The sequence below is a fragment of the Stappia sp. 28M-7 genome, from assembly GCF_014252955.1.
Lineage (GTDB): Bacteria > Pseudomonadota > Alphaproteobacteria > Rhizobiales > Stappiaceae > Stappia.
In genome coordinates, this window is record NZ_JACMIA010000001.1 from 1,202,109 (window position 1) to 1,226,686 (window position 24,578).

Annotated in this window: 18 protein-coding genes and 1 pseudogene; 17 read left to right on the forward strand and 2 right to left on the reverse strand. The window is 63.1% G+C overall.

The window, feature by feature from the left end; translation table 11 throughout:
- Positions 1 to 171: 171 nt before the first annotated feature.
- The 8 genes from H7H34_RS05425 to H7H34_RS05460 are packed head-to-tail and all read left to right on the forward strand — an operon-like array spanning position 172 to position 8,863.
- A complete protein-coding gene (locus H7H34_RS05425) occupies positions 172 to 849 on the forward strand; it encodes an alpha/beta fold hydrolase (protein ID WP_120268883.1) in 678 nt (225 codons plus the stop codon).
- Positions 846 to 1,955, forward strand: coding sequence for a C45 family autoproteolytic acyltransferase/hydrolase (locus H7H34_RS05430; RefSeq protein WP_120268884.1), 1,110 nt, complete (start codon positions 846 to 848; stop codon positions 1,953 to 1,955). Before H7H34_RS05425 ends, H7H34_RS05430 begins: the two co-directional genes overlap by 4 nt.
- Before the next feature lie 28 nt (positions 1,956 to 1,983).
- Positions 1,984 to 3,537: an ABC transporter substrate-binding protein gene (locus H7H34_RS05435; RefSeq protein ID WP_185924495.1), complete on the forward strand. Its 1,554-nt coding sequence runs from the start codon at positions 1,984 to 1,986 to the stop codon at positions 3,535 to 3,537.
- 32 nt (positions 3,538 to 3,569) lie between these two features.
- Complete coding sequence (locus tag H7H34_RS05440; RefSeq protein ID WP_120268886.1) at positions 3,570 to 4,511, forward strand: ABC transporter permease; 942 nt, start codon at positions 3,570 to 3,572, stop codon at positions 4,509 to 4,511.
- Entirely contained in the window at positions 4,508 to 5,341 is an 834-nt protein-coding gene (locus H7H34_RS05445) for an ABC transporter permease (RefSeq protein ID WP_120268887.1), read from the forward strand. The genes H7H34_RS05440 and H7H34_RS05445 overlap by 4 nt, the downstream gene beginning before the upstream one ends.
- 1 nt (position 5,342) lies before the next feature.
- Complete coding sequence (locus H7H34_RS05450; RefSeq protein WP_185924496.1) at positions 5,343 to 7,103, forward strand: dipeptide ABC transporter ATP-binding protein; 1,761 nt, start codon at positions 5,343 to 5,345, stop codon at positions 7,101 to 7,103.
- 4 nt (positions 7,104 to 7,107) lie between these two features.
- Positions 7,108 to 7,917 carry a carbon-nitrogen hydrolase family protein gene (locus tag H7H34_RS05455; RefSeq protein ID WP_185924497.1) on the forward strand — a complete coding sequence of 270 codons (810 nt, stop codon included), beginning with the start codon at positions 7,108 to 7,110 and terminating at the stop codon, positions 7,915 to 7,917.
- 34 nt (positions 7,918 to 7,951) lie between these two features.
- On the forward strand, positions 7,952 to 8,863 hold the full coding sequence (locus tag H7H34_RS05460; RefSeq protein WP_185924498.1) for a GntR family transcriptional regulator: 912 nt from the start codon (positions 7,952 to 7,954) through the stop codon (positions 8,861 to 8,863).
- Here the strand turns inward: H7H34_RS05460 and H7H34_RS05465 are convergent.
- Complete coding sequence (locus H7H34_RS05465; RefSeq protein WP_185924499.1) at positions 8,847 to 9,581, reverse strand: HpcH/HpaI aldolase family protein; 735 nt, start codon at positions 9,579 to 9,581, stop codon at positions 8,847 to 8,849. The genes H7H34_RS05460 and H7H34_RS05465 overlap by 17 nt on opposite strands.
- Before the next feature lie 399 nt (positions 9,582 to 9,980).
- Positions 9,981 to 10,188, reverse strand: a pseudogene (locus tag H7H34_RS05470) (DDE-type integrase/transposase/recombinase); the annotation flags it as partial.
- Positions 10,189 to 10,769: 581 nt separating this feature from the next.
- On the opposite strand from H7H34_RS05470, the gene kdpF reads away from it, so the two are divergent.
- The 9 genes from kdpF to rbbA all read left to right on the forward strand — a co-directional run bounded on the left by kdpF (position 10,770) and on the right by rbbA (position 24,578).
- The gene (gene kdpF, locus H7H34_RS05475) at positions 10,770 to 10,859 is read left to right on the forward strand and encodes a K(+)-transporting ATPase subunit F (RefSeq protein WP_158192626.1); all 90 of its coding nucleotides are present in this window, start codon (positions 10,770 to 10,772) and stop codon (positions 10,857 to 10,859) included.
- Positions 10,860 to 11,124: 265 nt separating this feature from the next.
- Complete coding sequence (gene kdpB / locus H7H34_RS05480) at positions 11,125 to 13,197, forward strand: potassium-transporting ATPase subunit KdpB (protein WP_185924500.1); 2,073 nt, start codon at positions 11,125 to 11,127, stop codon at positions 13,195 to 13,197.
- 124 nt (positions 13,198 to 13,321) lie between these two features.
- Positions 13,322 to 15,004, forward strand: coding sequence for a potassium-transporting ATPase subunit KdpA (gene kdpA / locus H7H34_RS05485; protein WP_185924501.1), 1,683 nt, complete (start codon positions 13,322 to 13,324; stop codon positions 15,002 to 15,004).
- Positions 15,005 to 15,020: 16 nt separating this feature from the next.
- The gene (locus H7H34_RS05490) at positions 15,021 to 15,572 is read left to right on the forward strand and encodes a potassium-transporting ATPase subunit C (RefSeq protein ID WP_185924502.1); all 552 of its coding nucleotides are present in this window, start codon (positions 15,021 to 15,023) and stop codon (positions 15,570 to 15,572) included.
- A gap of 51 nt (positions 15,573 to 15,623) precedes the next feature.
- Positions 15,624 to 18,326: a sensor histidine kinase gene (locus H7H34_RS05495; RefSeq protein ID WP_185924503.1), complete on the forward strand. Its 2,703-nt coding sequence runs from the start codon at positions 15,624 to 15,626 to the stop codon at positions 18,324 to 18,326.
- On the forward strand, positions 18,326 to 19,018 hold the full coding sequence (locus H7H34_RS05500; RefSeq protein ID WP_185924504.1) for a response regulator transcription factor: 693 nt from the start codon (positions 18,326 to 18,328) through the stop codon (positions 19,016 to 19,018). Before H7H34_RS05495 ends, H7H34_RS05500 begins: the two co-directional genes overlap by 1 nt.
- Before the next feature lie 62 nt (positions 19,019 to 19,080).
- Positions 19,081 to 19,533 carry a PTS sugar transporter subunit IIA gene (locus H7H34_RS05505; protein ID WP_185924505.1) on the forward strand — a complete coding sequence of 151 codons (453 nt, stop codon included), beginning with the start codon at positions 19,081 to 19,083 and terminating at the stop codon, positions 19,531 to 19,533.
- A gap of 1,311 nt (positions 19,534 to 20,844) precedes the next feature.
- Positions 20,845 to 21,825 (forward strand): HlyD family secretion protein, encoded by a 981-nt coding sequence (locus tag H7H34_RS05510; RefSeq protein WP_185924506.1) that lies wholly within the window; start codon positions 20,845 to 20,847, stop codon positions 21,823 to 21,825.
- Entirely contained in the window at positions 21,822 to 24,578 is a 2,757-nt protein-coding gene (gene rbbA, locus H7H34_RS05515; RefSeq protein ID WP_185924507.1) for a ribosome-associated ATPase/putative transporter RbbA, read from the forward strand. Before H7H34_RS05510 ends, rbbA begins: the two co-directional genes overlap by 4 nt.

The window sequence follows — 24,578 nt, forward strand, 5'->3', positions numbered from 1 at the left end:
AGCTAATCCTTCAGGGGCATTCCATCACAAGGCACTCACATGCACCCTGGAAATCACCCGTTCTGGCTCTGTCAGGAAGACAGGCGCTTTTCTTATTGTTTTTATGTCTCCGAGACACAGCCCGCGCAGGGCTTGCGGCCGCTTATCGTCGCCATACACGGGTCTTACCGGGTGGCCGAAAGCTATCGGGATGCCTTCGTCGCGTTGGCCGACAAGCTGGGCGCCGTCGTACTGGCTCCGCTTTTCCCATGCGGGATCGAAGGGCCGGACGATACGGAAAGCTACAAATTCTGTGTCACGCCCAAGACGCGCTTCGACCTGGTCCTTCTTGCCATGGTCGATGAACTGAACAGCCGGATGCAAGGGACACTTGCCGTGGATCGCTTCGCCTTGTTCGGCTATTCCGGCGGCGGCCAATTTGCTCACCGCTTTGCCTATCTGCATGCACAGCGTCTTGCCGCGCTCAGCATCGGGGCGCCCGGCAAGGTTACCTTGATGGACGACACGCTGCCGTGGTGGCGCGGACTTGCCGGGCTGGAAGCCTTGGCCGGCCAGCCTCTTGCATTGGAGTATCTTCGGAAACTGCCTGTGCAGCTCGTGATCGGGGATGCAGACGATCAGGAAACGGATGTCGCAACGGCGCCGGGTTCGCCGCATTGGATGGAGGGCATCAACGAGGCCGGCCTCAATCGTCTTGCCCTGATGGACAGCCTGCGCGCCAGCCTGCTTGCCGGCGGTGTCGCGGCGCGGCTGGACAAGGTCGATGGCGTTGCCCATGAGGGTTTTGCGGTGCTGGAGCCTGTGCATGCCTTTCTCGGCGACGTCCTGGGGACGGAGGCCGGCCAATGACACGTCTTACGGAAATCACGATCCGCGGCGATAGCGCCGCGCGCGGCCTTACTTACGGGAAAGCCGCATCCGCCCTGATAAACAGCGCGTTGGGGACCTACAGGGCTTTTTTCGCCAAGCGCGGCGTGGACTGGCCTGAGGCCCTGACGACGGCAGCGGCCTTTCGAAATTGCATTGAGGACTATGCTCCGGAAGCCGCGGTCGAGATCGAGGCAATTGCCAAAGGCAGTGACCAGCATCCCGATGCGATCGTTCTCCTCAATGCCCGAACGGAGATCCTGTATTGGCGTGCAAGCCGCGCCAAAACGCCGACCACCGAGGTCGCGGATGCCGCGGATGAATGCACCGGCGCGATCATTCTGCCGGAAGCGAGTGCGTCCGGTACCCTGCTTCACGCCCAGAATTGGGACTGGATGCCGGAGGTGGCCGACCACACGATTGCACTACGTATTCTCGATCATGACGGACCCAACGCGCTTCACTTCCTGGAAGCAGGCCAACTGGCGCGTCACGGCATGAACGAACTCGGTCTCGCCATTTCGGCTATGGGGCTGCATTCGGACAGGGATTACGGCCGCCTCGGGGTGCCAAGCCCGGTCCTGCGGCGGAACATGGTTCATTCCAGGTCGTTGGGCGAGGCGCTCGGCCTTGCCTATACAAGCGAACCGTCCTTTTCCCACGCCCTGGCGGCAAGCCATGCCGACGGTGCCGCCTTTATCCTGGAAGCGGCTCCCGGCGTTACGGAGTGGCTCGCTCCGGAAAATGGCGTCCTGACCCATGCGAACCATTTCAAGAGCGAGGTTGCCCGGCTGCGCTTGCGGGATGTCAATCTGGCGCGGTGCCCGGACAGTCTGACGCGGGACCTGCGTGTTCGCCAGGTGCTCGCGGGGGGCGGCGGAAAAGTCGATCGGCAGCGGCTGGAAGCTGCGCTGCTCGATACGGCGGACCGGCCCGGCAGCGTTCTGCGTGCGCCTGCCGCGCGCCAGGGCGGGCTGGCGTCGGCAACGCTCTACACACTGATCATGGAGCCGGAAAAACAACGGGCCTGGCTGGCCATGCGGCCATACCGCGACCCTCAGTTCGAGCAATACGACATCACTCCTTGATGCCGAAAAACCAACCAGAGAGGGAAGCATGGGAAAGCATATCAAAAGCGCGTTGTTTGCAACCGCATTTGCACTGGCGTCTGGCGCCGCCAATGCGAGCGAGATTACGGTTTCGCTCCCGGGTGACATCCGGTCGATAGACTTCGGCGTCAACCGGGACGCCAACACCGATACGGTGTTGCACCATATCGTGGAGGCGCTTGTCGCCTACAGGAACGACCTCTCCGTAGGTCCGATGCTGGCGGAGTCCTGGGAGGTTTCCGAGGACGGGCGGAGCTATACCTTCACCCTTCGCAAGGGCGCCGTCTTCCATAACGGCGAACCGGTGACGGCCCGGGAAGTCAAGTGGTCGTGGGACCGTCTGCTCGACAAGAATACCGGCTTCCTGTGCCGGAGCTGGTTCAAGGGCGGCAGCCTCGGCATCGACATCACGTCCATCGAAGTGCTCGATGACCGCCATGTCCGCTTTACCCTAGACGAACCCAACGGCCTGTTCCTGACGCGCATGGCCCACAAGGTCTGCCTGTCGGGCATCGTTCATCCGGATTCCGTCGGGGAGGGCGGCAAGCTGGAGAAACTGATCGCGACCGGCCCCTTCACGCTCGGCGAACATCGCAAGGGACAATATGTCCGCCTCGACCGCTTCGACGGCTATGTGCCGCTCGACACGCCCCGCGACGGATACTCAGGAAGCCGGGAGACTTTTGTCGACAGCGTCCGGTTTCTGGTCACGCCGGATGCGGCCGCGGCGAAGACCGCGTTGCTCGCCGGTGATATCGATGTCCTGCCCCGTCTCGATCTGAGCACCCTTGCCGAAGTGGAAGGCACGGAAGGCTTGAGCGTTCAGACCGTCGCGACGCCGGAATGGGAAGTTCTGATGATGCAGAACACCGATCCGCTCCTGTCGGACCGGCGCTTGCGCCAGGCCATCGGCCACGCAATCGACATCGACGCATTGACCGCGGGCGCAACCAATGGCCTCGGCAAGCCGAACCCCTCCGCTGTGCCGCGGGCCTCGTCCTATTTCGGGCCGGCCTTCGCCGAAGGGCTTGGATACGATCCGGACAAGGCGAAAGCGCTTCTGGCTGAGGCCGGATATGACGGACGGCCGTTGAAGCTGGTGACAAACGCGACCTATCCCTTCGACAATATCGCGGCCATCGCCATCCAGAGCATGCTTCAGCAAGCCGGCATCAATGTGGAGCTGGACGTGCTCGACTGGGCCAGCCAGTACGCCGCCTACAAGGAAGGCAAGTTCCAGATGATGGTCATGGGCTTTTCCGCCCGCAGCGATCCCACCCTGATGATGAATGTCGTTGTCGGCGACAAGGTCAGCCGCGGCAACGCCATTGTCGACGCGCTCGAGATCGTCGAGCTAGTCAACCAGTCGGGCGTTGCCACCGATCCCGAAACGCGGGCTGACCTTTTCCGCAAGGCGCATTCCCTGATTGTCGAAGACGCTTCTGTGATCGGCCTCTTCAACCCGGCGCGGGCCGTCGGCCTGAATGCCGGGGTCGAGGGCTTCGAACTCTGGCCGCTGGAGTCACCCCGCTTGTGGGGCGTCCGGACCTCCGGCGAATAAGACGACGACCAGGTTCTCCAGGGAGATAGTGCATGTGGGCCTATGCTTTGAAACGGGTGATATCGGCCATACCGATACTCATCCTTGCGTCGATCATGGTGTTCGGCCTGATGCGTCTCATTCCGGGAGACCCGGCACTGCTGTTCATCGGCGATATCGATGATCCGGCGGCGCTGGAGGCCAAGCGCAGGGAGCTTGGCCTCGACCAGTCCCTGGTCACGCAATATCTGACCTGGGCGGCGGCACTGCTGCGGGGCGACTTTGGCGTTTCGGTGCAAACGGGACGTGCGGTTCTCGACGAGATCCGGGCCGCCTTTCCGGTCACCGCCATCGTCGTCCTGACCGCAACGGTCATCGCGGGTTTCATTGCCATTCCAGCCGGTATTGTTGCCGGCTGGAAGCAAAACACGAAGACCGACGCCTCGATCGTGGGCATCGCCACGCTTTGCCTTTCGGTTCCCGGTTTCTGGACGGCTCTTTTGCTTCTGACGTTCTTTGGTGCCAAGTGGAAGCTGCTGCCCACTGTCGGTTACGTTTCGGTGTTCGAGGATCCCGCCGCCGGCATGATCTATCTGATCATGCCGGTCGTCGCCCTTGTTCTGACCGAAGTTGCGGTGCTGACCCGCATGTCGCGCGCCAGCACCATTGAGGTGATGGGGCTCGAATATGTCACCCACGCGCGCGCCAAGGGGGTCGGCGAGGGTCGTCTCCTGAGGCGACATGTCTTCCCCAATGCCTTCGCACCGACATTGACGGTTCTGGGGCTCATTCTGGGGCACTTGCTGGGCGGTGTCGTCGTCATTGAGCAGATGTTCAGCCTGCCCGGTCTCGGCCGTCTCATGGTCAATGCGATCTTTGCCCGTGACTACGCCGTCGTCCAGGGCGTGTTGATCTTCATTGTCGCGATCTACGTCGCAATCAACACGATCATCGATCTTCTCTATCCCGTGTTCGATCCCAGGGTAAAACTATGACCCTCGCCCAACGTTTCCTGAAGGGGCGTTTGAACGCCTGCGCCGGCCTGGTTCTGATGACCTTCTTCCTGCTGGCCGCACTGCTCGGCAGCTTGTGGACGCCGCACGACCCGCTGCTGGTCAATTTCGCCGCGCGTCTGCAGCCACCAAGTGCCGAGTACTGGCTCGGGACAGACCAGTTCGGCCGCGACACCCTTTCCCGCATTCTTGTCGGCGCTTGGGAAAGCCTGACGATCTCCACGCTTTCTGTCACCGTCGCTGTGCTGGCCGGTATCCTTGTGGGGTCTGTTTCCGGCTATTTCGGCGGCCGCACCGACCGGGCCATCGGCGTGGTCATGGATGCCCTGATCGCATTTCCGAGCCTCTTGCTCGCCCTCGGGATTGTGGCTGCCGTCGGTCCCGGCAAATACGGCGTCATCATTGCTCTCGGCATCTCCTACGCCCCCGGCGTTTCCAGGGTTGTCCGGGGCACCGTACTGAGCATCCGGGCGAAGGACTTCGTCGACAGCTCACGGGCTCTAGGCAACTCCCATCTGGACACGCTGATCAGGCATGTGCTGCCGAACTGCATCACGCCGGTCTCTGTCATAGCTACTTCACTCTTTGCAACGGCGCTTCTTTCGGAAAGTGCGCTGGCCTTTCTCGGTCTCGGCGTTCCGCCTCCTCACCCGACATGGGGCGGCATGTTGGCCGACACCAAGCAATTTGCGAGTACCGCCGTATGGCTGGTTCTTGCCCCCGGCCTCGCCATCTCCACAACACTGCTTGCTGTCAACCTGCTCGGCGATGCTCTGCGCGACTTTTTCGACCCGAGGATGGAGCAAATCTGACATGGCCGAGCGCAACAACATCCTCCTGGAAATCGACGGCCTGGAGCTTTCCCTGCAAACCCGGTTCGGCATTCACCGGCCCATCGTCGAAGAGGCCAGCTTGTCGCTGAAAAGCGGTCACGTGCATGCTGTTGTCGGCGAATCTGGATCAGGCAAGACCATGCTGGCCCGCTCGATCGTCGGCCTGCTGCCGAATGCGGTCTGCCAGAGCGGAGGCTCAATCCGCTTTATTGGCCAAAGGCTGGACAGGATCGGTGCGAAAGAACTCCGACGGATACGGGGCCGGGAGATCGGCTTTGTCTTCCAGGAGCCGATGCTGTCGCTCAATCCGGCGATCACGGTCGGCGACCAGATGCGCGAAGGCCTGCGTCTTCACACGTCGATGCGGCGGGCGGAGATCTATGACTATTGCCTGGCGATGCTGGATCGGGTTGGCATCCGCAATCCGGCCGGAGCCTTCCGAGCTTATCCGAGCGAATATTCGGGCGGCATGCGCCAGCGGATCATGCTGGCCTCGGTCCTGGCACTGAAGCCTAAGCTGCTGATTGCCGACGAGCCGACCACCGCCCTTGATGCCATCATTCAGCGCGAGGTGCTGGATCTGATGGTGGAAATGACGAGGGAGGCGGGAACCTCCGTCCTGCTGATCACCCATGACCTCGGCCTTGTCGGCGAATATGCCGGGGATGTCACCGTGATGAAGCGGGGAAGGGTTGTCGAAGCCGGGTCCTGCGAGGAGGTCTTCCGGCATCCGAAACAGGCCTATACGCGCATGCTGCTGTCCGCGAGCCCGAAGCGCGGCAAGTGGGTGACGCAGCCAAGGCCCGCGGCCCCGCTTCTGACCGTGGACAAGGCGGCTGTCGTCTATCGCGGCAAGCGCAAATGGCCTTGGTCCCGCCGGGAGGATTTCCAGGCGGTGCACGGCATCAGCCTGGAGCTGAACAGGGGCGAGAACCTGGCCATTGTAGGGGAATCGGGATCGGGAAAGACCACCCTCGGCCGGGCGATAACCGGGCTTCAGCAGATGTCCGGCGGCGAGATTCACGTCGACGGCCGGAAGTTCGACCCGGCCAACCGCCGAGAATGGCGAGCGATGCGTTCCAAGATGCAGGTGGTGTTTCAGGATCCGGCCTCAAGCCTCAATCCGTGCTTCCGCATTGGTGAACTTGTCGGCGAAGGCCTGCGCCATGCCAAAGGTCTGGACAGGGCGGAAAAGGCCCGCCGGGTGTTGCAATGCATGCGCGATGTCGGCCTGGACGAGCGGCAGGTCGAGAAGTTCCCGCACGAGCTTTCCGGCGGACAGAAGCAGCGTGTCGCCATCGCCCGGGCGATCATCATGAAGCCCGACATCATCATGGCCGATGAGCCCGTCTCCGCCCTGGACCTGACGGTGCAGGCTCAGGTGCTGGATGTGCTCATGGAGCTGCAGGACAAGTTCGGTTTCTCCTACCTCTTCGTATCGCACGATCTTGCCGTGGTCGAACAGGTCGCCAGCCGCGTCATGGTCATGCGCCGCGGCCGGGTGGTGGAGACCGGACCGCGCGATGCAATCTACGACCGGCCGCTGCATCCCTACACCAGGCGCTTGTTGTCGGCTTCGGCTGTCGTCAGAGCGAATGGAGACGGTGGCTTCGACGTGCACGCGCGCCGGGTACCCGGCCGCGCTGCCCAGTACAACGACCTTCCCTTTTACGAAGAGGGGCCGAACCACCGGCTGCATGAAGCCGCCCCTGGTCATTTCGTCGCTCTCACCCAGGACTAGGATCATGAAAGTCACACTTGTCCAGATGAATGTCGGCATCGATCCGGCAGACAATATAGCGGCCGCAGAAAGGCTGATCGGGCAGGCTGTCGATCAGGAGCGCCCCGACCTGATCGTGCTGCCGGAGTGCTTCACCTTCTTCGGCGGCACGGCCGAAACGCAGCGCGCGGCGGGCGAAGTTTGTCCTGGCGGTGCCGGTTACGAGATGCTGGCAGGCATGGCCCGCCGCCACGGCGTCTATATTCATGGCGGCTCGCTGACCGAGGCGAAGGGGGAGCAACGTTTCAACACCAGTTTTGTCTTCGACAGGTCGGGCAAGGAAGTCGCTTCCTACCGGAAGATCCACATGTTCCGCATCACCGCGCCCGACGGCACGGTCTACGATGAGAGCAAGGTCTATACGCCCGGCACGCAGGTGGTGACTTACGACCTCGACGGCATCACCGTGGGCTGTGCCATCTGCTACGACCTGCGTTTTCCGGAACTCTTTCGCGCCCTGGTGGATGCGGGGGCGGAGGTCGTCGTGCTGCCGGCCGCCTTCACGTTGCAGACCGGCAAGGAGCATTGGGAGCCGCTGCTGCGGGCCCGTGCCATCGAAACGCAATGCTATGTCGTGGCGCCGGGGCAGGAAGGGCGTTATGAGGAAGACGGGGAAACGCTTTACACTTACGGCCACAGTCTGGTTGTCGACCCGTGGGGCGGCGTGATTGCATGCCGGCCGTTGGGGGAAGGTTTGGTGTCTGCCCGAATTGACCGGGCGGCGATCGAGCGGGCGCGCCGGTTGATCCCGCTGGCAACGCACCGGCGCATGTGAACACACGCCCAAAGGAAGGGGCAGGACCAAAAGCATGAGCACTGAGAAATCCAGCTCACCACGCAACCGCAGTCACATTGAGCCGGAAGAATTTGCTCAACGCCTTCTCCAACTGTTTCACAACGATTCCTACCAGCTCGGGCAGAAGGTCAGTGAGCGCAAGCTTGCGACACAGCTCGGCGTTTCGAGGACACCTGTCCGGGCAGCGTTGTTCCACCTGCTGGAAAGCGGCAATATCAGCCGGGACGAGGGCCAGAAATGGATCCTTGCGAAGCTGCCCGACCCGGTCGAAAAACTGCTGTCCGACGATGACAGCGACGATCTCGACATGCTGATCTGCAACGACTGGCGTGAGGGCAAACTCAGCAACAGTTTTACCGAAACGGATCTTATCAAGCGCTACGGCGTTTCGAAGGCGGATTTGAACAGATCGCTGATCGCGCTCGTCCGCGATGGGATCGTCGAACGCTCGTCCGGCTATGGCTGGCACTTCGCGGCGCTGCTGGATTCGGAAGAACGCCGGCTGCAGTCCTATGATTTCCGCCTTGCGATAGAGCCGGCGGGAATGCGCCTGGATAGTTTTCAACCGAATGCGTCGCGTCTTGCTCGGCAGCGTTCCTTACACGAAGAATTGCTCGCCGGAAAAATGGAAACGACCAGCGCCCGCGCGTTGTTCGAAGTCAATTCGGACTTCCATCTGATGGTCGCGGAGTTTTCTGCCAACGAATTCATTATTCAGGCGGTCAAGCAGCAAAACAAGCTGCGCAGAATTTCCGAATACGCGACCACCACCAATCCAGCGCGGGTACGGCAGTCCTGCGAGGAGCATATGATGATTGTCGAGGCGCTGGAGCAGGGCGAATTCCTGTGGGCTTCCTCCTTGATGGAGCGGCATCTCCAAATTGTTCGCCGCTCCGTTTTGCAAAGGCTTATGCAACAGCGCTGAAGTCAGCCTGACCCAGCAGGGTCTCAAGGCCGGTTTTCAAGATATCCTGCTCTTCCGCGACTGCCATGATCAGTGCGCCATGGGTTCGGGACAACGCCCGTTCGCCCGCCCGCCAAGCCGGCATGATCCAGGGTTTGTCCGCGGCGGCAGCTGCATCGATGATCTTCTGCAGGTCCGTCCTGTCTTCATCGTTGAATGTATATCGTCCCCGGCCTCGGGAAAGTGAGAGGTCGGAAGGCCCGATAAACACGCCATCGACGCAATCGAGCGCGAGAATTTCAGTCACATCCCGCAAGGCTCCTGCCGTCTCGATCATGGGATAGCAGCGTGTCCGGGCATTTTGCGCTTCGAAATAGTCCTCGCACGGTGCGCCATATCCGGTGGTTCTGCCTCCCCCAAAGCTTCGCTTTCCGGTTGGGGCGAATTTTGCGTAGGCACACACGTCCCGTGCGTGGGTGAGGTCCTCGATATGCGGCACGATCACGGAATCCGCACCCAGATCCAGCATCTGCTGTATCGGGCTCATCTCCGGTGACAGCGTCTTGGCATGTACGGAAAATCCTCTCGCCTTGGCGAGGCAGATGAAGCTGTCCGTCGCGGAAAGGTCGAACGTCCCATGCTCGATGTCCAGAATGATGTGCGGCACCTTTGCCGGCGAAAGCAGCTCGAGCAACCAGGTGTTCGGGCTTGAGAACCAGAGGGCGGTTTGTGGATGCATGTTACCTCTCACGTTTTTAATGATTTAAAAATACCAAATATCTTGAAAAAATAAACAAAAATGGCGTTTTTGTAATTTTGCGAGGCGAGTCCGGTTTTGAGCCGCTGTCTCCTCGGGACATATTGTCCTGTGCAACAACTTGCCCCATGCCTCGTGGTTGGACGCATGGATTGCTTGAGGGTGTCAGTCAGACGTGCTCGGGATCAAAGGTAGTTGAATGTTAGCGTATCGGGCTCCACTGCGACGACAAGAGTTGGCCTTGCCCGTCTTTGAGGATCAGGTTGTCCAAAGCCAAGGCGACACGCATATCGACTTCGATAGACAACGCGCCGCAGTATACTGTCTGAATAGCCCCGAGTTTCGTGGGCATCCTCGGGTTACATTTCCTGCAGCCGTTCGAACTCGACGGGAGAACAGATCGATCACCACGGCCAGATAGGCAAAGCCCTCCTGGGTCCTGATGTATGTGATGTCGGTCACCCACGCCCCTGTCCGGGGCCTCCGCATCGAACTGGCGAGCCAAGGCATGGTCGAAGACGACCGACAGCTTGCCGCCATAGGAGCCGGGCTGACGCTTGTAGCCGATCTGCGCCTTGATCCTGGCCAGGGCGAAATACGCGGCGGCTCATTTTTAGATGTCGCGCCCCTTGGTGAGACGTCTCGCGCTCGATCGTTCAGGTGCGTCAGCGCGCGGACCGCTTCAACAAGATCGGCAAGCCGAAGTTCTCCTTTCACGCGCTTCGCCATGGCGTAAGGACTGCAGCACTGTCCGCTCGCACAGCGCAATCGGCAACAGGTCGCCGATATTGCTCATGAAATGCTCATTGGCCGCTTCCGCCGCATGAGACACCACCTCGGAAGTTCCGGTTCGGGGCGATCCAAAGACGGGTAGCACGTCATCAGGCTCAATAGCCTACCTCAGGGAGCAGACCATACCCACGCAGCGGTCTCAATCCGTTCTCGGCAAGGAGGCGGGTAATCTCCGGCGCTTCCGCGACCGGTTCCGACCCGAAATACATATGAGATTTTTATTCTTTGGGGCCTTCGCCTCTCTCGAACCTTTATGCAGTCCTGCGCCATATTCCCGTCACCTTCGCTGCCGGTTCCTGCTGAGGAGAAGCGCGGAGAAAAACTATAGGCGTCAGGAAGTCTTGCCGGTCGGCAGCTTCCGACAAGACGGGGTGCGCAATGATACTTGAATATATACTGGGAGGCGGTGTGGCTCTGGTCGTCACAGCCTACCTTGTCTACGCGCTTTTGCGGCCGGAGCGCTTCTGAATCGCCGAACGTCTAATCCGTTGAGACAGGCGGCGTGGATCATCGCCAAGTTGCTCGGCCCGATCCGCACATCTCCCGGGCCACGGCCCGACCTCCTGAAGACAGAAAGCCCCCTTGCGCCAGGCATCGCCTTCGCGACAGCGCCGGTGATGCCGGCGTGCGCGCTGCTTGCCTTGCTCCTCTCCCGCCTCTTCGAGCCGGGCAGATGCGGGCCGGGCCAATGCGGGCCGGGACTGTCACCAGAAACATCAAGCTGGAGTCACTCATGAGCCAGTCTAAACCGGCGAGCATCTTCGACGCTCGCATCCTTGTCCCCGCACTTTGGGGCGCATTCAAGAAACTCGATCCACGTACGCTGGCTAGAAATCCGGTGATGTTCGTCGTCGCCGTCGTCTCGGTGCTGACGACCGTCCTGTTCCTGAAGGATGTCGTCACCGGCGCAGGCGATCTCGATTTCTCGTTCCAGATCATCCTCTGGCTGTGGTTCACGATCCTGTTCGCGAACTTCGCCGAGGCGGTTGCCGAGGGGCGCGGCAAGGCGCAGGCGGACTCCTTGCGCCGCTCGCGCACCGAGACCCAGGCCAAGCTCCTGGCCGATCCGCAAGGCACCGAGACGAAGCCCGTGCCCGGCACGAGCCTGAAGGTCGGCGATGTGGTGCTGGTGGAAGCCGGCGACATCATCCCCTCGGACGGCGAGGTCGTGGAAGGCATCGCCTCGGTGAACGAGGCGGCGATCACCGGCGAATCCGCGCCGGTGATCCGGGAATCGGGCGGAGACCGCTCGGCGGTGACCGGCGGAACGCAGGTGCTTTCGGACTGGATCAAGGTCAGGATCACGGCCGCCGCCGGATCGACCTTCATCGACCGCATGATCTCGCTGGTCGAAGGCGCCGAGCGCCAGAAGACGCCGAACGAGATCGCGCTGAACGTCCTGCTCGCCGGACTGACCCTGATTTTCGTCCTTGCGACCGCAACCATCCCCGCCTTCGCCGCCTATGCCGGCGGTTCCATTCCGGTGATCGTGCTGGTGGCGCTGTTCGTCACCTTGATCCCGACCACGATCGGCGCGCTGGTTTCGGCCATCGGCATCGCCGGCATGGACCGGTTGGTGCGGTTCAATGTTCTGGCCATGTCCGGGCGCGCCGTCGAGGCCGCCGGCGACATCGACACGCTGCTGCTCGACAAGACCGGCACGATCACGCTGGGCAACCGGCAGGCGACCGAGTTCCGGCCGGTCGAAGGCGTCAGCGAGCAGGATCTGGCCGATGCGGCGCAGCTTGCCTCGCTCGCCGACGAGACGCCGGAAGGCCGTTCCATCGTGGTCCTCGCCAAGGAGAAATACGGCATCCGCGGCCGCGACATGCAGAGCCTGCACGCGACCTTCGTGCCGTTTACGGCGCAAAGCCGCATGAGCGGCGTCGACTTCGACGGATCGTCGATCCGCAAAGGTGCCGTTGACGCGGTGCTCAAGCACATCGAACTGTCCTCGGCCGCCACGGGCACGCCCCGCACCGGCGAACAGGCCAAACGGGAACTGGAGGCAATCGCCAACGACATCGCCAGGATCGGCGGCACGCCGCTTGCGGTCGTCAAGGACGGGCGGCTTCTGGGCGTCATCCACCTCAAGGATATCGTCAAGGGCGGCATCCGCGAGCGGTTTGCGGAGCTGCGCCGCATGGGCATCCGCACGGTGATGATCACCGGCGACAACCCGATGACGGCCGCCGCCATCGCCGCCGAGGCGGGCGTCGACGACTTCCTCGCCGAGGCCACGCCGGAAAACAAGCTCACCCTGATCCGCGAGGAACAGGCGAAGGGCAAGCTGGTCGCCATGTGCGGCGACGGCACGAACGACGCTCCCGCACTGGCCCAGGCCGATGTCGGTGTCGCGATGAACACCGGCACGGTCGCCGCGCGCGAGGCCGGCAACATGGTGGATCTCGATTCCGATCCGACCAAGCTCATCGAGATCGTCGAGATCGGCAAGCAGCTGCTGATGACCCGCGGTGCGCTGACCACGTTCTCCATCGCCAACGATGTTGCGAAGTATTTCGCCATCGTCCCGGCGATGTTCGTCGCGCTCTATCCGCAACTGGGCGCGCTCAACATCATGGGCCTGGCGACGCCGCAAAGCGCGATCCTGTCGGCGATCATCTTCAACGCGCTGATCATCATCGCTCTCATCCCGCTGTCGCTCAGGGGCGTCGCCTACAAGGCCATCGGCGCGGACGGGCTCTTGAAGCGCAACCTGTTCATCTACGGACTCGGCGGCCTGATCGTGCCCTTCATTGGCATCAAGGCGATCGACCTCGTCATCATCGCCATCGGTCTCGCCTGATCAAAGGATCCTTTCCATGACCGTTTTCTGTCTGTTTCTCGGCCTTGCCGTCTTCGGGCTTCTGCTCGTCATGACCAATGCCGTCGACCGGGCCTGACCTTCCAGCGATCTCGGAGACAATTCGATGCTGATACAAACCCTGCTCTTCGTCGTCCTCGTCGTTGGAGGTACGGCGCTCATCTCCTGGCCGCTCGGCCGTTACATGAAATGGGCGATGGACCCCGCCGATCCATCGTCCGGCCTTGCCGGCTGGAAAACCCGCGCCATACGGGCCGTGGGCGGCCCCCTGGCTGCGCAGGACCAGACCTGGAAGCGCTACATGATCGCCATGCTGGCCTTCAATGCGGTCATGTTCGCGGTCACCTACGGCGTGCTGGCACTGCAGCAGCACCTGCCGCTCAACCCCGACGGCAAGGAAGCCCTGGAAGGCAGCCTGATCTTCAACACGGCCGCCTCGTTCACCTCGAACACGAACCTCCAGCACTATTCGGGCGAAGTGTCGCTGAGCTACCTGTCGCAGCTTGCCGGCCTGATGTGGCTCCAGTTCGTATCGGCGGCCACCGGCATCGCGGCACTTACCGCGCTGGCCCGCGGCCTGGCGGGTCGTCCCCTGGGCAATTTCTTCGTCGACGTGCAGCGGGCCTCGTTCCTCGTGCTGCTTCCGGTCGCCTTCGTCGTCGCGGTTCTGCTGGTTCTGGGCGGCGCGCCGATGACGTTCGACGGTGCGGCTGTCGCGACCACGCTGGAAGGCGTGCAGCAAACCATCGCGCGTGGCCCGGTGGCGGCATTCGTGGCGATCAAGCAGCTCGGCACCAACGGCGGCGGCTTCTTCGGGCCCAACTCGACACATCCGCTGGAGAACCCGAGCTTCTGGACCAACATCCTCGAGATGTTCGCCATCATCATCATTCCGATGGCCTGCGTCTGGATGTTCGGCAGGATCGTCGGCCGCATGCGCCACGCCGGCGTCGTCTTCGCGGTGATGCTGGCCTTCATCGCGGTCAAGATCTCGGGCGCCGTCTATTTCGAGACCGCTCCCACCCAGGCCTTCGCCGACCTGCCCATCGAGCAGACTGTCGGCAATCTCGAAGGCAAGGAGATGCGCTTCGGCCCCACCGGCGGCCCGCTCTGGTCGGTGCTGACCTCGTCCACCTCGAACGGCTCCGTCGGCGCCATGCATGACAGCCTCAACCCGATGAGCGGCCTGATGCCGATGATCGGCATGTGGCTCAACGCGACCTTCGGCGGCGTCGGCGTCGGCATGATCAACATGTTCCTCTACATCGTCGTCGGCGTCTTCATCGCCGGCATGATGATCGGCCGCACGCCCGAATATCTGGGATGGCGCATCGAGGCGCGGGAGGTGAAGTTCGCGCTGTTTGCGCTGCTCGCCCACGGCTTGTTCATCCTCGGCGGCACGGCGATCTTCGCAGCGACGCCCTGGGGAGCCGACACGCTCAACAATGTCGGGCCGCATGGCTTCAGCGAGATCCTCTACGAGTTCACCTCGTCCGCCGCGAACAACGGGTCCGGCTTCGAGGGCCTCGGCGACAACACCGTGCCGTGGAATCTGGCGACCGGTCTGGTGATGCTGTTTGCCCGCTTCATCCCGATCATCCTGCCGCTTGCCATCGTCGGCTCCCTGTCGGCCAAGCGTCGCAGCGCCGAAGCGAGCGGCACGCTCAGCGTCGAGGGCGGCACCTTCGCCACCATGCTCGCTGCCACCATCGTTGTCATCGGCGCGCTCACCTTCTTCCCGGCGGCGACGCTCGGACCGATCGCCGAGCACCTCATGTTCATGAACTGATCCGGAGACCGGACCCATGCACTCACTTCTTGCAAGCATCCGTATAGCGGCGGCGACCATGCTGATCTGCGTCGCCGGCTATGCAACCGCCGTCTGGGCCGTGGCCCAGGCAATCGCCCCCGACACGGCCAACGGCTCGCTGATCATCGGCCCGGACGGCACCATCGTGGGAAGCCGTCAGGTGGCGCAAGCCTTCACGCGGCCGGAATACTTCTGGCCCCGGCCGTCCGCCGTCGACTATGACGGTGCCGGCGCCGGCGGCAGCAACTGGTCGCCGACGAGCAGCGATCTTGCCGAGCGCGGCCGCGAGATGGCGAAGCGCCATGGCGCCACGCCGGACAATCCGCTGCCCGCCGATCTTGCTGCAGCGTCCGGCGCGGGGCTCGATCCTCATATCTCGGAGGCGGGCGCCTTGTATCAGGTGGCTCGCGTGGCCAAGGCGCGAGGCCTGGACCAGGCTCGGATCGAAGGTCTGATCCGCCGTGCCGCCTTCTCGCCCGGTGGTTTCCTGACACGGGACCGGATCGTCAACGTTCTGGAACTCAACCTCGCGCTCGACAGATTGTAAAGGTGAGGGCGGCAGTCCAGCGACTGCCGCCCGCCCCGATGGGAGTTGAAGATGAGCCCGCAAGATCAGGCCGACGATATCAAGCGTCCGTCTCCCGATGCCCTGCTGGAAAAGGCCGAGCAGGAAACGCGCGGCCGTCTCAAGATATTCCTTGGGGCTGCGCCGGGCGTGGGCAAGACCTACGAGATGCTGGTTTCGGGCCGCGCCCGCAGGTCCGACGGCGATGACGTCGTCGTCGGGGTCGTCGAAACGCACGGGCGCAAGGAGACGGAAGCGCTGGTCCGCGGCCTGGAGATCATCCCGAGGGCGAAGATCGAGTACAAGGGCCAGGTTCTGCAGGAGATGGACCTCGACGCGGTGCTGGAACGCAAGCCGCAGCTCGTCCTGGTCGACGAGCTGGCGCATACCAATGCCCCCGGAAGCCGGCACCCGAAGCGCTATCTCGACGTTCTGGAGCTTCTCGACCGGGGCATCGACGTCTACACCACGCTCAACATCCAGCACGTCGAGAGCCTGAACGACGTGGTGGCGCAGATCACCCGGATCCGGGTGCGCGAAACCGTGCCGGATTCGGTGATCGACAAGGCCGACGATGTCGAGATCATCGACATCACCCCCAACGACCTCATCAAGCGCCTGCACGACGGCAAGGTCTATCTTCCCAAGACCGCCAAGCGGGCGATCGAGAACTATTTCTCCCCCGGCAACCTGACGGCGCTTCGCGAGCTGGCGCTGCGCCGCACCGCGCAACGGGTCGACGAGCAGCTCCTGCGCCATATGCAGGCGCATGCCATCGAGGGGCCTTGGGGCGCGGGCGACCGCGTGCTGGTCTGCATCGATGACGATCTGCGAGGGCCGTCCCTGGTGCGCTATGCCAAACGGCAGGCCGACCGCCTGCGCAGCCCCTGGGCGGCCGTCTATATCGAGGAGCCGCGGTCGACCAACCTTTCGGAAGAAGCCAAGGATCGCATTGCCGCGGCCTTGCGACTGGCCGAGCAGCTGGGCGGCGACGCCATCACGCTGCCGGGCCATCACGTCGCCCGGGAGCTGCTGCGCTATGCCGGCGACAACAACTACAGCCACATCGTCGTGGGCAGGTCGCGCAAGTCGCGGTGGCGGGAGTTTCTGGAAGGCTCGGTCTCCCATGATCTCATCCGGCATTCCGGTGACATCAGCGTTCACGTCATTTCCGGCAAGGAGCGCTCGGGCGCAGCGCAAAGGAGCGCGGTGCGAGCGCAGCCTCGCCGCTTTCGGCTGAGACCCTATCTATGGAGCGCCGGGTATGTCGGCGTGGCCTTCGCGTTCGGCATGTTGCTCTCGCGCACGCTCGACGTGCGCAACATCGCGCTCGCCTTCCTCATGGCGGTGCTTGCCTCCGCCGCGACAGCGGGCTTCTGGCCGGCGCTGTTTGCGTCGCTGACGGGCGCGCTCGCGTTCAACTTCTTCTTCCTCGATCCGCTTTACACCTTCACCATTCGCGATCCCGAAAGCACGATCGCGTTCTTCTTCTTCATCGGCGCGGCTCTGATCACCAGCAACCTTGCTGCCCGCGTGCATCGGCAGGCCGCCGTCGCCCGCGAACGGGCCCGCGCCACCGAGGAGCTCTACCGCTTCGCCAGGAAGCTTGCGGGGGCGGGCACGCTGGACGATGTGCTCTGGGCTTCGGCGCATCAGATTGCCTCGATGCTCAAGATGCGCGTCGTCATCCTGCTTCCCGAGAACGGCACGGTGGCGGTGCGGGCGGGCTATCCCCCGGACGACACGCTTGTCGATGCCGATATCGCGGCTGCGCGCTGGGCCTGGGAGCACAATCGTCCGGCCGGGCGCGGGGCCGATACGCTGCCCGGTGCCAAGCGCCTCTATCTGCCCCTGATCACCGGCAAGACGCCGGTCGGCGTCATCGGGCTCGACAGCGACCGGGAAGGGCCGCTGCTGACGCCGGAGCAGCAGAGGCTCCTCGATGCGCTGGGAGACCAGGCGGCCGTTGCCATCGAACGGATCCAGCTCGTGGCCGATGTCGACAAGGCCAAGCTCGCGGCAGAGGCCGACAAGTTGCGCTCGGCGCTGCTTGCCTCGATCTCGCACGACCTGAAGACGCCGCTCGCCGCGATCCTGGGGGCCGCCGGCACGCTGCGGGACTATTCGAATGCGATGCCCGCCCCCGATCGCACCGAAATGCTCTCCACCATCGTCGACGAGGCGGAGCGGCTGAACCGCTTCATCGCCAATCTCCTCGACATGTCGCGGCTCGAAACGGGGGCGATGGAGCCCAACGCCTCGCTGCAATATCTCGGCGATATCGTCGGTTCGGCGCTGCGCCGGGCGCACAAGATCATGTCGCGCCACAAGACGCTCACCGATATTCCCGCCGATCTGCCGATGCTGAGGCTGGACCCCGTCCTGTTCGAACAGGTTCTGTTCAACCTCTTCGACAATGCCGCCAAATACGCGCCTGGCGAAACCACGATCCGCGTTCGGGCGTGGGAAGACGGGCGCTGGCTGGCGATCCAGGTCCTCGACGAAGGCCCCGGCATTCCGCCGGACGATCTCGAACGTGTCTTCGACAGCTTCCACCGCGCCCGCAAGCGCGATCTCGTTCTCGCCGGGACGGGGCTGGGCCTGTCGATCTGCAAGGGCTTCGTCGAAGCGATGGGCGGAACGATCACCGCCGGCAACAGGACGGACCGCAGCGGCGCCATCTTCACCATCCGCATGCCGATTCCGACCGACATGCCAAAACTGGAAGACATGTGATGACCAACTCGGCCGTGAGAATTCTCGTCGTCGACGACGAGCCGCCGATCCGGAAACTGCTGCGTATCGGCCTGACGGTCGAAGGCTACGCGATCCTGGAGGCTATCAACGCCATGGAAGCCATGGAGAAGGTCGAGACCGAGCAGCCCGACCTCATTCTCCTCGACCTGGGCTTGCCCGATATCCAGGGACACGACCTGCTGGCCAGGTGGCGCAACGACCTGCTCGAGCTGCCGATCATCATCCTGTCCAGCCGGACGGACGAGGCGGGAATCGTCAAGGCGCTTGAGCTCGGCGCTGACGATTATGTGACCAAGCCGTTCGGCACCAGGGAACTGGTTGCCCGCATTCGCGTGGCCCTGCGCCACAGGCTCCAGCAACAGGGAGAACGGCCGATCTTCCAGACCGGCGACCTGTCCGTCGATCTCGTGAAGCGGATCGTGAAGGTCGCCGACAAGGAGGTGAAACTGTCCCCGAAGGAGTATGACATCCTGCGGATTCTCGTGCAGCACGCCGGCAAGGTCATCACGCATCGGCACCTGCTCGAACAGGTCTGGGGCGGTTCGACCGATGTCCAGTATCTGCGCGTCTATGTGCGCCAGCTTCGCCAGAAGATCGAGCAGAGCCCGGACGAGCCGCAATACATCACCACAGAGACGGGTGTCGGCTACCGGCTGCGCGAAGCCGAATGAGATCGGCCGAAGAGACAATGCGGCCGAAGGCGGCGGGTACGCGAATGGGGGCGGGTAAATTCATGGAAATTTCCGAGGTCATGAAGCCGGACGATGTTGTCATCGATGTACCGGCTCCCTCGAAACCCAGACTCCTCGAATTCCTGGCGCAAGCGGCCGCAGACGCGTTGGGCCTCCGGGAGGGGGATATCCTGGAAGCGCTGCAGAGCCGGGAGCACCTGGGATCGACCGGTATCGGCGCGGGCATTGCGATCCCCCATGCTCCGGTGGAGGGCCCGCGCGCGCCGTTCATACTCCTCGTCCGCCTGGCAAAGCCGATTGATTTCGAGGCCGTCGACGAAGAGCTGGTCGATATCGCCTGCCTGATCCTGACCCCGTCCGGCGAGCAGAACGGCTATCTGAAGCTTCTGTCGAAAATCGCCCGCCGGCTTCGGTCGCCAGAGGCCGTCGAGACCATCAGGCATGCCGCGGACCGGCAGGCGATCTACCAGGTACTGATCGATTGCGATTATTGACGGCGGATCATTCGCCGTCGATGTTGATTTGCTTGGAAAAAAATTCCAGAAATACTTTAATAATTCAACACCTTATTTCGCGCACCATAGGTGGTGCTGTTGAGTTTGCCGCAGATGCAGATGAGTTTGCAATAAATGGAGGCAAGGCGGCCATGACGGGAACCGGCAATTTCAGTGACGAGTTCCGGCCCGCCGGAGAACCTTCTGCGAGAACCGCACCTCGTCACATCTCGCCTCGATCAGCGGGAGCGCCATGGACACCTCAAGCCAGGCACTGGACAGATAGCTGTGCGCTTGCGGCTCGGCGACACAGTAAGCGCCCCCTGTCATCTTCAATCAGCACATCGCAGTCGCGCATGTTCGAGGATCCTTCCCAGGCGTGGTTTCTGGGGCACCGCGGAGGCCTCCGAAGTTCGTCAGCGCGAGGTACTGCAACGTCTGGTGACCGTTCTCGGCGAAGTTGCCGACGGCGACCGAGATCTGCGCCATGCCCCCTCCGGCGCGCGGGGCTGCAAAACCCTGCCATGGATCGCGGATCGTGAGGCCGGGCAGGGACCCATGCGGCAGCGTGAGACCTCTCGGCTGCCCGGGGGGCTAACCGTTTTGACGGTCTGCCGGGCAGTGAGTAGCGCTATCACGGCAAGGTGGCCCGTCTTGCCCTCCGTTGATGCTCGGCTTCGCCCCGATCCGCAGCATTTTCCACAGCCCGTCCACCTGCAAGGCTGCATACAAAACGCGCCGAGAAATCTCCTTTTGGGTTTCGTTCAAGTAATTGATATCATTGATTATGGGTCCTGATCTGGGAGCTCAAATCTCTCCGGAAGCACCATTCCCCTTCCCAAAGGCGCTATCCTTCCAGCTACCTATTGCCTGCTGCCTTGTTGCGTTTACACAGACGCACACACGCGAGCCATGTCATGGCAGACAGCATCAGGCACCTCCAGCAGGACTCGCGCGGTCGATTTTTCGCAAAATGAGCGTCCCGGCTGAACTCCGCGCCGCTCTCGGCAAGCGCGAGCTGTTGAAGGCTGGGGGGCGGCTCATGCTGCCCGACACCTTGAGTTCCGCGCCATACGAATAAAATGCCAGCACCGATCAGACCGATATGCTGCATTGGTCCGGTCTCCCTGGGGGCAAGGCATGACGGCTACCGTCGAAAATTAACCTTTTTCGATAGCTCGCCTTTGATTGACATCAAATGGTTGTGCACCTGGGTGACCTAAAGGTGCAGTGTGCAGTGCAGGATCGGCGCTGTGCAGGCGCACGCCGGGATGATGGCGACACAGGTTTTCTGTTTGCGAGGGGTTTTCGATGAAGTGGAAACAGGTCATCGCCGTGGCGGCTGTGATCGTGGCTGTCGCAGGCGGGTTCTATCTGTGGCGCACGATGAACACCGAGAAGCTGCCCGAGGGCATCGCGTCCTCGAATGGCAGGATCGAAGCGGAGCGCGTCGACGTCGCCACCAAGATGGCCGGCCGCGTGACGGAGGTGCTGGTCAGCGAAGGCGATATGGTCGAGGCAGGGCAACTCGTTGCACGCATGGATGTGTCGGAACTCAATGCCCGGCTCGCCCAGGCCCGTGCCACGGTCGCGCAGGCCGAGCAGGGGCTGCGCCAGTCCGATGCCCAGGTCGCCTTGTACGAGGCCAAGCGCGACCTCGCCGAAAAGGAGCACCAGCGCACCGTCGCGCTGGTCGAGCGGCAGGTGAGCTCGCAGGAGCTTGCCGACCAGCGGCGTACCGCTCTCGACACCGCCGTGGCGGGGGTGGAAGCGGCCAAGGCCGGCGTCGAACTTGCCAAGGCCACCATCGAGTCGGCCAAGGCTGCGGTCGCCCAGCTCGAAGCCATTCTCGACGATACCCAGCTGCGCGCGCCCCGCGGCGGCCGGGTCCAATACCTTTTGGCCCGTGAAGGCGAGGTGCTCGGCGCCGGCGGCAAGGTGCTCACGCTCACCGACCTGACCGATATCTACATGACTATTTTCCTGCCGGCGCGCGATGCCGGCCTGCTGCAGGTCGGCAGCGAAGCCCGCCTGATCCTCGACCCGATTCCCGATTACGTCATCCCGGCGAGCGTCACCTTCGTCGCCAGCAATGCCCAGTTCACCCCGAAGTCGGTGGAAACGTCGGATGAGCGCGAGAACCTGATGTTCCGGGTGAAGCTGTCCATCCCGAAGGATCTTCTGGTCAAGTATCAGGACCGCGCCAAGGCCGGTGTCGCGGGCGTCGGTTATGTACGGACCGACCCTGCTGTTGCCTGGCCGGACTTCCTGGAGGTCAAGCTGCCGCAATGACGGGAGAACCGGCCGCCAGGCTGCAGGGCGTAACGCATCGTTACGGCGAGATCGCAGCCCTTTGCGATGTCACGCTCGACATTCCGGCCGGCTGCATGGCCGGCCTGATAGGCCCGGACGGGGTCGGCAAGTCGACCCTGCTGGCGATCGTCTCCGGCGTGCGCCGCATCCAGTCCGGTTCCGTCACTGTGTTCGGCGGCGATATGGCCAGCACGGCCCATCGCCGGGCCTGCAGCCGGCGCATCGCCTACATGCCGCAGGGGCTCGGCCGCAATCTCTATCCGACCCTGTCGGTGCGCGAGAACCTCGACTTCTTCGGGCGGCTCTTCGCGCAGTCGGAGGCGGAGCGCGCGGAGCGGATCCAGGCGCTGCTGGAGGCCACCGGCCTTGCGCCGTTTCCCGACCGCCCGGCCGGCAAGCTGTCCGGCGGCATGAAGCAAAAACTGTCGCTCTGCTCCGCCCTCATCCACGATCCGGACCTTCTGATCCTCGATGAACCCACCACCGGCATCGATCCGCTCTCGCGCGAGCAGTTTTGGGATCTGATCGCCAGCATCCGGCGCGACCGCCCGCAAATGAGCGTCATCGTCGCCACCGCCTACATGGAGGAGGCCGAACGCTTCGACTGGCTGGCCGCCATGATGGATGGGCGGATCATCGCAAAGGGCACGCCCGAGGCGCTGCGGCAGGCTGCCGGCGTTTCGACGCTGGAAGCTGCGTTCGTTGCCATGCTGCCGGAAGCCGAGCGGCGCGGGCACCGCGCCGTCGAGGTGCCGCCGCGCGTGCCGATGGAGGGACCGCCGGCGATCGAGGCGCATGGCCTAACCTGCCGCTTCGGCGACTTCACCGCCGTCGACCATGTGAGTTTCGAGATCGAGCGCGGCGAAATCTTCGGCTTTCTGGGATCGAACGGCTGCGGCAAGTCGACCACGATGAAGATGCTGACCGGGCTCTTGCCGGCAAGCGAGGGCGATGCGCTGCTGTTCGGCGAGACGCTGAACGCCAGCGACATGGCCACCCGCCGCCGCGTCGGCTACATGTCGCAGTCCTTCTCGCTCTATTCCGAGCTGACGGTGCGCCAGAACCTGGAACTGCACGCGGCCCTCTACCGTCTCGCTCCCGAAACGCGTGATGCCCGCATTGAGGAAATGCTGAGCACCTTCGACCTGCAGGGCGAAGCGGACATGCGGCCGAACGGGCTCCCGCTCGGCATCAAGCAACGCCTGCAGCTTGCCGTGGCGCTGATCCACAAGCCCGAAGTCCTCATTCTCGATGAGCCCACCTCCGGCGTCGATCCGGTCGCGCGGGACATTTTCTGGCAGTACCTGATCGACCTGTCGCGCAATCAGGGCGTGACGATCTTCATCTCGACCCATTTCATGAACGAGGCGGAGCGGTGCGACCGCATCTCGCTGATGCATGCGGGCAAGGTGCTGGCCGTCGGCGCGCCCGACGAGCTGACCCGCAGCAAGGGCGCGGCCAGCCTGAACGATGCCTTCATCGACATCCTGCGCGAGGCGTCCGGCCAGAACGCCTCGCCGGAACCGGTGAGGGAAGCTCCGGTGTCCGCACCCGAAATTGCGGCCCCGCGGCCGGCTTCGGCGCCAATCGCGGATACCGGCGGATTTTTCAGCCCGTCGCGCCTTTGGGCCTTTGCCCGCCGCGAAACGATGGAATTGCTGCGCGATCCCATGCGGCTGGTCTTTGCCTTTCTCGGGCCGGTCATCCTCATGCTGACCTTCGGTTACGGCATTTCGCTGGACGTCCAGAACCTGCCCTACGCGGTGCTGGATCGCGATCAGTCGATGGAGAGCAGGACGCTGCTGGAGAGCTTCTCCGGCTCGCGTTATTTCGAGGAGCACGCTCCGGCGACCAGCAGGCGGGATCTGCACCAGCGCATGGTCGACGGCGAAATCAGCATCGGCATCGAGATACCGCCCGAGTTCGGGCGCAGGCTCTTGCGCGGCGATACCCCGGAGATCGACGTGCTGATCGACGGAGCGATGCCGTTTCGAGCCGAAACGGCGCGCGGCTATCTGCAGGGCCTGGCCCTTGGCTACTACGCCGATCAGGTCGAACGGCAGTTCGGCGAGGTGATCTCGCCCTATGCCACCGAGGTGGTCACCCGTTTCCGCTACAACCAGGCCTTCAAGAGCGTGTTTGCCATCGTGCCTTCGGTGATGATGCTGATGCTCGTTCTCATCCCCGCCATCATGACGGCAATGGGCGTGGTGCGCGAAAAGGAAACCGGTTCCATCGCCAATTTCCGCTCGACGCCGGTAACGCGCAGCGAATTCCTGCTCGGCAAGCAGCTTCCCTATGTCGTCATCGCCTTCATCAGCTTCGCCAGCCTCGTCGTCATCGGCTATGTGGTATTCGGTGTTCCGCTGAAGGGCTCGGCTCCGGCGCTCATGGTGGGAACCCTGTTCTACGTCCTGGCCACAACGGCCTTCGGCCTTTTGGTGTCGACCTTCACCAGGACGCAGGTGGCGGCCACGTTCGCGGCCGCGATCATCGCCATCATTCCCGCCGTCAACTTTTCCGGCCTGGTCGTACCGGTCTCCTCCCTGTCGGGAAGTGGCCGGCTGCTCGGCCTGGCCTTTCCGTCCTCCTGGTATCAGCAGGTCAGCGTGGGCACCTTCACCAAGGGGCTGGGCTTCGCCGAGCTTTGGCACAATCACCTGGCGCTGGCCGGTTTCGCGCTTCTCTTCACCGTCCTGTCTATCGCCATTCTGGACAAGCAGGAGGCGTAG

Bases quoted from the DNA above. Each gene is read 5' to 3' on its own strand.
- H7H34_RS05430 (WP_120268884.1), top strand. From the start codon at position 846: ATGACACGTCTTACGGAAATCACGATCCGCGGCGATAGCGCCGCGCGC.
- H7H34_RS05435 (WP_185924495.1), top strand. From the start codon at position 1,984: ATGGGAAAGCATATCAAAAGCGCGTTGTTTGCAACCGCATTTGCACTG.
- H7H34_RS05440 (WP_120268886.1), top strand. From the start codon at position 3,570: ATGTGGGCCTATGCTTTGAAACGGGTGATATCGGCCATACCGATACTC.
- H7H34_RS05445 (WP_120268887.1), top strand. From the start codon at position 4,508: ATGACCCTCGCCCAACGTTTCCTGAAGGGGCGTTTGAACGCCTGCGCC.
- H7H34_RS05450 (WP_185924496.1), top strand. From the start codon at position 5,343: ATGGCCGAGCGCAACAACATCCTCCTGGAAATCGACGGCCTGGAGCTT.
- H7H34_RS05455 (WP_185924497.1), top strand. From the start codon at position 7,108: ATGAAAGTCACACTTGTCCAGATGAATGTCGGCATCGATCCGGCAGAC.
- H7H34_RS05460 (WP_185924498.1), top strand. From the start codon at position 7,952: ATGAGCACTGAGAAATCCAGCTCACCACGCAACCGCAGTCACATTGAG.
- H7H34_RS05465 (WP_185924499.1), bottom strand. From the start codon at position 9,581: ATGCATCCACAAACCGCCCTCTGGTTCTCAAGCCCGAACACCTGGTTG.
- kdpF (WP_158192626.1), top strand. From the start codon at position 10,770: ATGATACTTGAATATATACTGGGAGGCGGTGTGGCTCTGGTCGTCACA.
- kdpB (WP_185924500.1), top strand. From the start codon at position 11,125: ATGAGCCAGTCTAAACCGGCGAGCATCTTCGACGCTCGCATCCTTGTC.
- kdpA (WP_185924501.1), top strand. From the start codon at position 13,322: ATGCTGATACAAACCCTGCTCTTCGTCGTCCTCGTCGTTGGAGGTACG.
- H7H34_RS05490 (WP_185924502.1), top strand. From the start codon at position 15,021: ATGCACTCACTTCTTGCAAGCATCCGTATAGCGGCGGCGACCATGCTG.
- H7H34_RS05495 (WP_185924503.1), top strand. From the start codon at position 15,624: ATGAGCCCGCAAGATCAGGCCGACGATATCAAGCGTCCGTCTCCCGAT.
- H7H34_RS05500 (WP_185924504.1), top strand. From the start codon at position 18,326: ATGACCAACTCGGCCGTGAGAATTCTCGTCGTCGACGACGAGCCGCCG.
- H7H34_RS05505 (WP_185924505.1), top strand. From the start codon at position 19,081: ATGGAAATTTCCGAGGTCATGAAGCCGGACGATGTTGTCATCGATGTA.
- H7H34_RS05510 (WP_185924506.1), top strand. From the start codon at position 20,845: ATGAAGTGGAAACAGGTCATCGCCGTGGCGGCTGTGATCGTGGCTGTC.
- rbbA (WP_185924507.1), top strand. From the start codon at position 21,822: ATGACGGGAGAACCGGCCGCCAGGCTGCAGGGCGTAACGCATCGTTAC.